We start from the raw sequence: 11971 nt of genomic DNA, 5'->3' as shown, positions 1-11971 counted from the left end.
TGGTTTGATGATTTTAGCCATTAATAGACCACCTGGCGCCGCCATGAATGATGCCGCAACCAAGTACTCAATTTTAATACCAAGACCAGCATAACCCGCTAATACTGAACCAGCGATAGACGCAAGGCCACCAACCATCACAGCAAATAGCTCTGATTTAGTCATTGATTTAATAAACGGACGCACAACAAGTGGGGCTTCAGTTTGGCCAACAAAGATATTTGCCGTTGCAGAAAGTGATTCCGCACGACTTGTACCTAATAATTTCTGTAAACCACCACCAATAAAGTTAATGACCACGCTCATGATACCAACGTAGTATAAAACAGCGATCAATGATGAGAAGAAAACAATTACTGGTAATACGTTGATCGCAAAGATGAAGCCAACTTTGAATCTCGCCAAGTCACCGAATAAGAATTGAATACCTTCATTACCGTAAGCAATGACGTTTGCTACACCAGTAGAAAGGCCTTGTAGTAATTCTTTGCCCGGAGGGAAATATAAAATGAAAGCACCAATAGCAACCTGGATAGCGAATGCGCCACCTACAGTGCGAAGGTTAATTGCTTTTCTGTTGTCCGATAACAGAACTGCTAAACCTAGTAGGACAAATACGCCTACAATACCCATTACAAAATTCATCAGGAATAATCTCCAAGTTTCACTTCAGAAGTTTTTTGTGTGCGCTACAATCAAAATAGTCGATTAAAGTGTAATTAATAGTAAATTTACGATTTAATCATTGATTATAACAATTGGCGCGATTATAACTGTTATTGGCTACTTGTTAAGTGCTTGAGATCAGACCTCTCAAAAAAGTTTCAAAAAAGTTCGTTTATTTTCAAAATGAGTCGATTTACGACAGAAATAGTTCAATAAATGAACTAAGATTGGCTGTTGCAATGATTTCTTTCGGCTCTTTGCGGAGTTTTGTCAACGTCTGTAACACTTCTGCAATGTTAGCAGGTTCATTTCTTACACCTTGATAACCCGATATAGGCATATCTGGCGAGTCTGTTTCTAACAATAATGAAGCCAAAGGCAATTCACTCACCGCTTGCCTAGTTTTTGTTGCCCTCGGATAAGTGATCACTCCACCGATCCCCAATTTAAACCCGAGCTTTATATATTGCCTGCCTAATTGGCTACTACCACTGAAGCCATGGATCACCCCGCCACGCGGTAATTTCACCTGCTGTAATAATTGAATCAATTCGTTATGGGCTTTACGACAATGCAAGATAACCGGTAACTCATATTGCTTGGCTAACAATAATTGCTGTTTACAAATATATAGTTGCTGCTCAAAAGGAAAATCGACCATTTTATCAAGCCCACACTCACCAACGGCAACAATATGCTTTGCTGTTGCTAAATGCTGCTCAAGTAACTGTAAATGGCTATCATTGAAAGTGGCGAGAAAATAAGGGTGAATACCGAGCGCGGCATAAACACCCTCGTGCTGACTTGCTAACGCTAATACCGCTTGCCAATTATGCGCGCCAACACCGGGCACTAAAAACTGTTGCACCCCTTTCGCTTTTGCTCTTGCGAGTACCTCTATACGATCAATATTAAAGTCTACGAAATCTAAATGACAATGACTGTCGATGAGTGCTATCACGAGATTGGCTGCCTTTTTAATGGTTCATAATCAAGAGTGAAATAAAGAGATAGTGTAACTTGCTGCATAATTTGATTTAATAGCGGGGTTAATCATTAATTAAGAACCTCTATGGAATGGTGCATGTCTAAAAAACTCTTTGCTTTATCTGCTCAATATTTCAAAAAAGCCATGCCGCTGATGATCCAGTACCAAATTCCAACCACGCCAACCAACTATGCGCTGTGGTATCACTATGTTTCAGATAAGAATAGTGCATTAAAGAAACATCTCGATGATAAAATTGCCATGCACGGAACTTGTACCCCCGCCGCGAGTGAAGAGCTTTACCAGCGCTTTATTGTTGATAAACGCGAGCAAGAGATCACCCAATTACGTTGCGAACTTGATTCGATGACCAATGAATTAAGTAGCTCATTACACGATACGCTCAATGATACCAATGAATTTGATCGTATGTTGAATAAATGTTTGAACGAATTGTCCGGTGTAGAAGAAGATGGATTTTCGATTGAAAAAACACTTGCGGCCGTTCGAGAATTGGTTAAAGAGTCGCATGATGTGCGCTCGTCAACACGTCATTTCAAAAGTCAGTTACACGACGCGCAAGCTGAAATTTCGCAGCTACGCGAAACGTTATTAGAAACCCAGCATGATGCCATGCATGACAGCCTAACAGGGCTACTCAATCGTCGCGTATTTACCAAAGAGATTGAAACCTTCTGCAGTAATCCGAGTTTGAACCGTACTTTTTCTATCTTGATGATCGATATTGATAACTTTAAAGCATTCAATGATGACTTTGGCCACCAACTCGGTGATCAGGTATTAAAAGCCATTGCTAAACGTATCTCCGATAGTTGTCAGGAAGGTGAACAAGTATTCCGCTATGGTGGCGAAGAGTTTGTGCTTATTTTACCAAACAAAACGTTCACCATTGCCCGCCAAAATGCTGAATCGATTCGCCGTGCCATTGAGCGCCTCAGTATCCGTGATAAACGCACTGGAAAAGTGATTGATAACATCACCATATCGATTGGCGTCAGTGAGAATAAGCCCCGAGATAGCAGCCATGAAATTTTAACCCGTGCTGATTTGCAATTATATGAAGCAAAGCGTCTTGGTCGAAATAGGGTAATGCCGTTACCACGTTAGGAGCCCAAGCCCACAATATAGGCTTGGGTCACTTATCTATGCTTTATTTTTTAGCGCTGTACACTGTGCTAAATCAAGCATGAAAGCATATTCTTTCGCGGTATCATGATAATGCTGGAAGCGTCCTGATTTACCACCGTGACCGGTTTCCATATCCGTATGCAGCAGCAATACATTGGCATCCGTTTTTAATTCACGCAGTTTAGCAACCCACTTAGCAGGCTCCCAATATTGCACTTGTGAATCATGTAGCCCTGTTGTCACCAGCAGATGTGGATAATCCTGTACGATGACTTGGTCATACGGGCTATATGACAACATATAATGATAATATTCTGCCTCATTAGGATTGCCCCACTCATCATATTCACCTGTCGTAAGCGGTATTGATTCATCAAGCATGGTGCTAACGACATCAACGAAAGGCACTGCTGCAACGACGCCGTGATAGAGCTCAGGGGCGATGTTTATTACAGTGCCCATCAACAATCCGCCAGCAGAGCCCCCCATGGCATAGACCCGTTTCGGATCCGCATAACCTTGTGCGATCAAACCTTTGGTTACAGCAGTGAAATCAGTAAAGGTATTCATTTTATTCAGTAGTTTACCATCTTCGTACCAATCACGACCTAACTCTTCACCACCACGAATATGGGCGATAGCATAAACAAAACCACGGTCAAGCAAACTCAATAGCGAGGCACTAAAATAGGGGTCAATACTCGAGCCATAAGAGCCATACGCGTATTGCAGTATTGGATTGACGTTTGCTTGAGAAAATAGTGCGGTTTTATAAACTAAAGATACTGGGATCTTAACGCCATCTTTAGCGACGATCCAAACTCGTTCACTTTTATAATCTTGAGCACAAAAATCACCAACCACGGTTTGCTGTTTTAATACTTCGCGTTCACCGCTATCTAAATTTAATTGATAGGTAGTGGTTGGCGTCGTTAAGCTCGAATAACCGTAACGGAGTTTATCGGTCTCAGGATCAGGGTTAGTGCCTAACCATGCGGTATAGGTTGGATCATCAAACTTAATGATTTTCTCAGCCTTGGTCTGCCAATTAATTTGACGTAAAAATGTTAAACCTTGCGAACGTTCTTCGACAACTAACCAGTCTCTTAACAGTTCATAGCTTTCTAGCAATACATCGTCACGGGCAGGTATAAGCGTTTGCCATTGCTGCGTATCAGCTACTGTGGCTAATGTGGCTGACATTAATGCGAAATTTTTACCGGTCTTATTACTGCGAATATAAAATTGCTGACGGTAATGATCGACACTATATTCATGACCACGTTCACGTTCACGTAATAAGCTAAATGCCTCAGTCGGCTTATCAGCAGGTAAGGCGTGTACTTCGCTGGTCATGGTGCTACTAAGCGATAACATGATGTAGTCATCAGAGGTCGATTTATAGATATCGGTGTAAAACGTATCGTCGAACTCTTCATATACCAATACATCCGTGCTGATATCAGAGCCCAGTTGATGACGATAGACCTGGTAAGGCAATAACGTGGTGGGGTGTTTTTTTACATAGAATAACGTCTTACTGTCATTCGCCCACACCACAGATTCGGTATCTTCGATCTCTTCTGGATACGCTTCACCCGTAGCAAGATTAACAAAGCGTAAGCGATATTGACGTCGGCTAACGGTATCTTCAGAAAAAGCTAATACTTGATGATTTGGGCTTATGGCTAATTCACCTAACTGATAGTACTGGTGGGCTTTGGCACGTTCATTGGCATCAAGCAATACCAGCCATGGTGCCTCGGCATTATCCTGGCGCCAATGATATACGGGGTACTCTTTACCTTCTGAAAAGCTAGTTTGATACCAATAACCTTTTTTCAAGTAAGGAACGGATGCATCTTCTTGTTTAACGCGTGCAACCATCTCATCATAAAGTTCGGTTTGTAATGCCGCTAATGGCGACAAAACTGACTGAGTATAATTATTCTCTTGCTCTAGATAGCTTAAAACATGTTTGTTGCTACGTTCATCATCACGTAACCAAAAGTAATCATCTTGGCGAGTATGTTGATGAATGGTCATTGCATGCGCTTGCTTCATCGCAATGGGCGCTGTAGTCGAGAGATCCATTTTCACAAGAAGATGTCCTATAAAATTAACTGAAGAGGTGATGGCTTATTAATTAATGCCTAAATACTCATTACATTAAATCAACGATTATTCACTTAATGTGATGAGTATTAATATCCCAGATGCAAAAAAGGAGCGCAAGCGCTCCTTTTCATATATTTAACTATTAACGATTAATTGTTAACGAGCTAATTAGTCACGACGTGGACGACGTGGACGACGTTCTTCGCCACCAGTCGATTCACGGCGTTGACCGCGATGGCCTTCACGTGCAGGACGATCATTGTCACGTGCAGGACGATCACCACTTGGACGGCTACGCTCTTGACGACCTTCAGCTGCAACACCTTCAAGTTTGCTCATGCGTAATGCTTTGTTACAAACATAAACTTGTTGTAGTTGTTGTAACTGCTCGCTTGGCATACCTTTTGGTAATTCAATTGTTGAGTAGTCATCATGTAGACGGATACCACCGATGTTACGGCTGTTGATATTCGCTTCATTAGCAATAGCGCCAACGATGTTCTTAACTTGAACACCATCAGTACGGCCAACTTCGATACGGAAAACTTCCATTTCAGCAGCTGGACGACGTTCACCACGTTCGCTACGCTCTGGACGGTCACCACGATCACGGCGTTCGCCACGGTCGTTACGATCACGGCCACGATCACCACGATCATCTTCACGGAAACTACGTTCACGACGTGGCGCTTCAGGTGGTAATACTAATGGTTTTTCTTTCTGAGCCATAAATAATAACGCAGAAGCAAGGTCTAGTTCGCTAACTTCTAACTCTTCAGATAATTGACCTGTTAAGTTTTTGTAGAAATCTAGGTTTTCGTCACCAGAAAGCATTTTAACTAGGTCATCACGGAAAGATGCGATACGTTTTTTCGTAACATCATCACGTGAAGGTAGATCCATCATAGTTAATGGCTGACGTGTAGCACGTTCGATCGCTTTTAATAAACGACGTTCGCGTGGTGCTGCGAATAAGATTGCAGTACCTTTACGTCCAGCACGGCCTGTACGACCAATACGGTGAACATATGATTCAGTGTCAGTTGGGATATCATAGTTGATAACTAGATCAATACGACTAACATCAAGACCACGTGCCGCAACGTCTGTTGCGATAACGATATCTAATTGGCCACTTTTCAGACGGCTTACAGTGCGCTCACGCATTGCTTGGTTTAAATCACCGTTTAGTGCAGCAGCAGAATAACCGCGTGCTTCTAATTTCTCAGCAAGCTCAACAGTCATTGTTTTCGTACGAGCAAAGATGATCACACCATCGTAGTCTTCAGTTTCAAGAATACGAGTTAGGCCGTCAAGTTTTGCTTGTAAACCACCAATGATTAGACATTTTTGTTCAATGTTTTCAACAGTTGATGTTTTAGTTGCAATTTTAACCGAAGTTGGTTCAGTCATAAAACGTTTAGTAATACGACGAATTTCTTCAGGCATAGTTGCAGAGAATAACGCCATTTGACGTTTCTCAGGTGTTTTAGACAAAATTGATTCTACATCATCAATAAAGCCCATACGTAGCATTTCATCAGCTTCATCAAGTACTAACGCTTTAATACCAGAAAGATCCAGCGTACCACGGTTAATGTGATCGATCACACGGCCAGGAGTACCAACAATCACTTGTGGGTTGCGTTTCAGTGCTTTTAACTGAATCGGGTAGCTTTGACCACCGTAGATAGGTAGTACATGGAATCCACGCATATGACGTGAGTATGCTTGGAATGCTTCAGCAACTTGAATCGCTAACTCACGAGTTGGTGCTAACACCAATATCTGTGGTTTAGTCAATGACGTATCAATACGACTCAATAATGGTAATGCAAACGCAGCTGTTTTACCCGTACCAGTCTGTGCCATACCTAGCACATCACCACCATCCTGTAGTAACGGAATACATTCAGCTTGAATTGGTGAAGGTGTTTCATAACCTAGATCATTCAACGCTTTTAAAATTGGTTCAGGTAAATTTAAATCAGTAAATTGTACGGGTGATGTATCAGACATTCACGGGCCTCTGGTAGACGGGTCTTTGAATAAAGCTATATCAATTATAGCTCCACATATAGTATTTCGTGCGCAAAATTAGTGGTCTTTTGCTCAAACTCTCTTAATGAGCGAAGCCACATAAAAAGGCTGACGTAGTGTACATCATTTAAAAATAAAAATCCGAATATATGCGACCTAAATCACACAAAATCATTAATAAGTTAAAATTAAAAAAAGTTTTTCTATAAATCAACTACTTAAAAGTTACGAGTGAAAGTCAATTCAAGCCATAAATAACAAGCAAAAAAAACCTCACCTCTTATGAGGTAAGGCTTTCTGTTTATTTCACTTAATAGTATGGATTAATGCTCACGTGTTTCGCGGAAAACAACATCTGGATAACGCTCTTGCGCTAAACGTAAATTAACCATAGTCGGCGCGATATACGTTAAATTATCACCACCATCTAAAGCAATATTATCCCAAGCTTTCTTTTTAAACTCTTCAAGCTTACGTGGGTCAGCACAATCAACCCAACGCGCTGTCGCAACGCTGATGCCTTCATAAATAGCATCGACTTTATACTCGGTACGTAAACGGTGCACAACGACATCAAACTGTAGCACACCAACCGCGCCCACGATTAAATCGTTTGAGCGTTGAGGACGGAACACCTGCACAGCACCTTCTTCAGATAATTGAATCAGGCCTTTTTGTAATTGCTTTTGTTTTAGTGGATCTTTCAAACGAATACGACGGAACATTTCCGGTGCAAAGTTAGGGATACCAGTAAATTTAAGTAATTCACCTTGAGTAAAAGTATCACCGATTTGGATCGTACCATGGTTATGTAAACCAATAATGTCACCCGGATATGCTTCTTCCGTTTGAGTTCGGTCACCCGCCATAAAGGTTACCGCATCAGAAATACTGACATCTTTATTTAAACGTACATGCTTCATTTTCATGCCTTTGCTGTATTTACCTGAGCAAACACGCATAAAGGCAATACGGTCACGGTGTTTCGGATCCATATTAGCTTGAATTTTAAATACGAAACCAGAGAAGCTTTCATCATGAGGTTCGACTTTACGTAAATCCGATTCACGAGACTGTGGCTTAGGCGCCCATTCAGTTAAACCATCAAGAACGTGATCAACACCAAAGTTACCTAGCGCGGTACCAAAGTATACCGGCGTTAATTCACCAGCCATGAACAAATCATAATCAAATTTGTTCGCAGCACCTTCAACTAATTCCATTTCGTCACGTAATTCTTGAGCATAATCGCCAAGAGCTTCGTCAAGTTCAGGATTGTTAATACCTTTAATAACACGGCTGTCTTGGATCATATGACCCTGACCCACGTTATACATGATCACTTCATCACGTAAAATATGGTAAACACCTTTCAGTTCTTTACCCATGCCGATCGGCCAAGTGATCGGTGCACAAGCAATTTTTAATACTTCTTCTACTTCATCCATCAAATCAATTGGATCGCGAATATCACGGTCAATTTTATTCATGAAGGTAATAATTGGTGTATCACGTAGACGTGTTACTTCCATTAACTTAACGGTACGCGCTTCAACACCTTTTGCAGAGTCAATTACCATTAGGCATGAGTCAACAGCAGTTAGTGTACGGTAAGTATCTTCCGAGAAATCTTCATGTCCTGGCGTATCAAGTAAGTTAACCAGACAGTCTTGATAAGGGAACTGCATTACCGATGTAGTCACCGAAATACCACGTTCTTTTTCCATTTCCATCCAGTCAGATTTAGCATGCTGACCCGATTTTTTACCTTTTACAGTACCGGCTTTTTGTAATGCGTTCCCGAATAAAAGTACTTTTTCGGTGATAGTTGTTTTACCAGCATCGGGATGCGAGATAATCGCAAAAGTACGTCTTTTCGACACCTCTTGCTCAAGAATGCTATTTGACATGAATGAGTCTTCTCATTGGGTTAAATCTAATGGGCGCTATTTTCGCTGAAATCACGATAAGACACAAGGTCGGGTTGCAATTAATAGTTGCCAATTTCAGTTAATGCTTCGTGTAATGTCGGACTGAAAGAAGTCACACCACCAATCGGTTGCACACCCGCTCTTGCTAAGGTTTTTAATGGCTGAAATTGCAGATCACAGAATATAACTTGAGTATTATAAATTTGGCACTGCTTAATAAACTGTTCCATTGCCGCTAAACCTCCTGCATCAAGTAATGGCACCGCATCCAAATACAGTACAAAACCATCAACCTCGCTGGTTTTATCCGCGAGCTCTGAAAAAACTCGGTCAGCGGCAGCAAAGAATAGCGGACCATTAATTTTAAAAACCCGCCAACCACTGGGTATTTTAGCCGAGACGATGCGTTTATTGTCGGTAATATCAGTTACTTTAACCATCTCAGCGATTTCTTTCATAAACAGTACCGCCGCTAACAAAATACCCGCCGTAATGGCTAAAACCATATCAAACAAGATCGTAAACGAAAAACAAATCGCAAACACCCACAAGTCACTCTTTGGCGCTGTTTTTAATAAGTGTAGCGCTTTACCTGCTTCACTCATATTCCAAGCAACAACCAGTAATAACGCCGCCATTGTAGGCATAGGTAAATAGGCTAATAACGGGGCTAATAACACTAGACTCGCCAGCACAACTAAACCATGAATAATGGCTGATATCGGGGTTTGTGCACCCGCTTTTACATTGGCAGCAGATCGCGCTATAGCGGCCGTCGCAGTAATGCCACCAAAAAATGGCACCACGATATTACCAAGACCTTGACCTAACAATTCACTATTAGCGCTATGCCGTTTACCAGTCATACCATCAAGCACTACTGCACACAGTAATGATTCAATAGCGCCTAACATGGCTATCGCAAACGCAGCGGGTAATAGATCAGACACTAATTTCCAGCTTAATACTAATGATTGCCCATTCGCACCACCTTGTAACCAAGGCCATTCGAAAGTAGGTAAGTATGGTGGGATCCCTGCGCCTTGGCTACCGTCGGGCAATAAATAATGGAAGCGGCTACCAATAGTGGCAATATCCATGCCCATATCATTTAGTGTTACCGCAAGTAAACTGCCAAGGATCACGGCTGGTAAATGGGCCGGTACTACGGTTTTTAATCTCGGCCAAATTAGCATGATAGCAAGTGTAAAGGCCGCAACCGCAAAACTCGGTAAATGTAATAGCGGTAATGCATTAACCAATACAGCCAGTTTATCCCAATAATGCTCTGGTAAAGATTCGATAGGAAGGCCAAAAAAATCTTTCAACTGCAATGTGGCAATAACAACTGCGATACCGCCGGTAAAACCTAGCGTTACTGCTTCTGGAATGTATTCAATAAAACGGCCAAGACGTAATACGGCCATGATCACTAGCAGCAAGCCGGACATAATAGTTGCTAATAATAAGCCGCCAAAACCATACTGCTGGACGATAGGATACAAAATAACAACAAAGGCAGCAGTGGGACCTGAAATGCTATAACGACTACCACCTGATATGGCGATAACAATACCACCGATAATTGCCGTATAAAGTCCATATTGAGGTGCAACACCACTGGCAATCGCAAGCGCCATCGCCAAAGGAATAGCAATGATACCAACCGTGATACCGGCTAATAAATCTTTTCCGAATTTAGCACCAGTGTAATCAGAACGGCTAAACGACTCACGCAGTGCGTGTGCAATACGTAACGAAAAAAGATGAGCCCTATGTTGCATTGAACTGCCTTAAAGTGTTAATTAGATCACGCGATTATAATCTTCTTAGTAACAGATACAATCAAGGTCACAACATTTAGCCACAAAGTAGTTGTTTGCTTGATTCACATCAGAATTTCCGACTAATTCGCTTAATATGCGTTTATGATCACATTTAAAAACCAGTGTTATACTTAAATAATGAATAATAGTCGATAGAAAAGGTTAAATAAGCCATGTAAATAATACTGTAATCGGTCAGATTAAGTTGCACAGCTTAACCGAGATCACTATTATGATAGTTCATCCATAAACCTATAATTAATTTGGAAGCAATGATGTTAGTACTAGGACACACAAACCCTGATTGTGACAGCTTAGCAGGCTCAATCTCTCTATCTGCATTTTTAACAAAACGCGATGGCAAAACAGTAACACCAATTATGCAAGGCGAACCAAATGCAGAAGGTCTTTTCCTGCTTGAAAAAGCTGGTCTAGCGTGCCCTGAAATCCGTACATCAATTGCAGGTGAAGAGGTTTGGATCATTGATTACTCTGATTTCAACCAAGCACCAAAAGATGCACGCCAAGCTAAAATTCGTGGCATCGTTGATCACCATAAACTAGGTGACGTAGAAACTGACGAGCAACTTGAAGCATGGATCTGGCCTTGTGGCTGTTCAAATACGATTGTTTACAACATGTACAAGATTCACAACATCGAAATAGACCAGAAGGTCGCAGTGATGATGTTAGGTGCGATCTTAAGTGACACAGTACACTTCAACTCTCCTACATGTACACAAATCGATATTGATGCAGCACACGAACTGGCTAAAATCGCAGGTATTGATAATATTGATGCTTTCGTTACGGCACAATTTGCAGCGAAATCAGATATTGCAGCGGTACCGTCTGAAGAATTAATCCTGCGTGACCTTAAAGTTTATACCATAGGTGAAAAAGACTTCTCAATTGCACAAGTAGAGATCACTAACGTTGATTCTGCGCTAGCGCGTAAAGAAGAACTACAAGCTGAACTTGTTAAATATAAAGCTGAATTCGGTTACCACACAGCATTGGTATTATTAACCGATATTACTAACTTGAACTCTATTGCTTTGATCGAAAGTGAAGAAAGCCAGTTAGTGGCAGAAACACTTGGCGGTACATTTGTTGACGAACTGATCGACCTACCAAATGTTGTAAGCCGTAAAAAACAAGTATTACCACCACTGCAAACTCAGTTTAAGTAAACGTTAATATTCTCGGTATTACGATGAGTATAAAGTGACAGTGTAAATACTAAAAAGGGA

Annotated in this window: 8 protein-coding genes; 2 read left to right on the top strand and 6 right to left on the bottom strand. The window is 41.4% G+C overall.

What is annotated here, in order from left to right; all coding sequences use genetic code 11:
* The coding region (locus QNK26_RS12945) for a Na+ dependent nucleoside transporter N-terminal domain-containing protein (protein WP_319223552.1) at nucleotides 1-645 on the bottom strand (645 nt) is incomplete at its 3' end.
* 214 nt (nucleotides 646-859) lie between these two features.
* Nucleotides 860-1627, bottom strand: coding sequence for a TatD family hydrolase (locus QNK26_RS12940; protein ID WP_319223549.1), 768 nt, complete (start codon nucleotides 1625-1627; stop codon nucleotides 860-862).
* 123 nt (nucleotides 1628-1750) lie between these two features.
* Between QNK26_RS12940 and QNK26_RS12935 the strand changes: the two genes are divergently transcribed.
* Nucleotides 1751-2782, top strand: a complete 1032-nt coding sequence (locus QNK26_RS12935) for a diguanylate cyclase (RefSeq protein ID WP_319223548.1) — start codon at nucleotides 1751-1753, stop codon at nucleotides 2780-2782.
* A gap of 36 nt (nucleotides 2783-2818) precedes the next feature.
* Here the strand turns inward: QNK26_RS12935 and QNK26_RS12930 are convergent, their stop codons facing one another.
* The 4 genes from QNK26_RS12930 to dauA form a co-directional block, all read right to left on the bottom strand.
* Nucleotides 2819-4897: a S9 family peptidase gene (locus QNK26_RS12930; protein WP_319223556.1), complete on the bottom strand. Its 2079-nt coding sequence runs from the start codon at nucleotides 4895-4897 to the stop codon at nucleotides 2819-2821.
* 192 nt (nucleotides 4898-5089) lie between these two features.
* Complete coding sequence (locus tag QNK26_RS12925; protein WP_319223546.1) at nucleotides 5090-6940, bottom strand: DEAD/DEAH box helicase; 1851 nt, start codon at nucleotides 6938-6940, stop codon at nucleotides 5090-5092.
* 344 nt (nucleotides 6941-7284) lie between these two features.
* Nucleotides 7285-8871, bottom strand: coding sequence for a peptide chain release factor 3 (prfC, locus tag QNK26_RS12920; RefSeq protein WP_319223545.1), 1587 nt, complete (start codon nucleotides 8869-8871; stop codon nucleotides 7285-7287).
* Nucleotides 8872-8951: 80 nt separating this feature from the next.
* Complete coding sequence (gene dauA / locus QNK26_RS12915) at nucleotides 8952-10676, bottom strand: C4-dicarboxylic acid transporter DauA (protein WP_319223543.1); 1725 nt, start codon at nucleotides 10674-10676, stop codon at nucleotides 8952-8954.
* Between the two features lie 317 nt (nucleotides 10677-10993).
* Here dauA and QNK26_RS12910 point away from each other — a divergent pair, with 317 nt between their 5' ends.
* Nucleotides 10994-11911 carry a manganese-dependent inorganic pyrophosphatase gene (locus QNK26_RS12910; RefSeq protein WP_319223554.1) on the top strand — a complete coding sequence of 306 codons (918 nt, stop codon included), beginning with the start codon at nucleotides 10994-10996 and terminating at the stop codon, nucleotides 11909-11911.
* Nucleotides 11912-11971 lie beyond the last annotated feature (60 nt).

The organism is Moritella sp. (assembly GCF_033791185.1).
In the GTDB taxonomy this organism is placed as follows: Bacteria; Pseudomonadota; Gammaproteobacteria; order Enterobacterales; family Moritellaceae; genus Moritella.
Note: the sequence above shows the minus strand (reverse complement) of the source record. Positions and strands in the feature narration are given on the sequence as shown.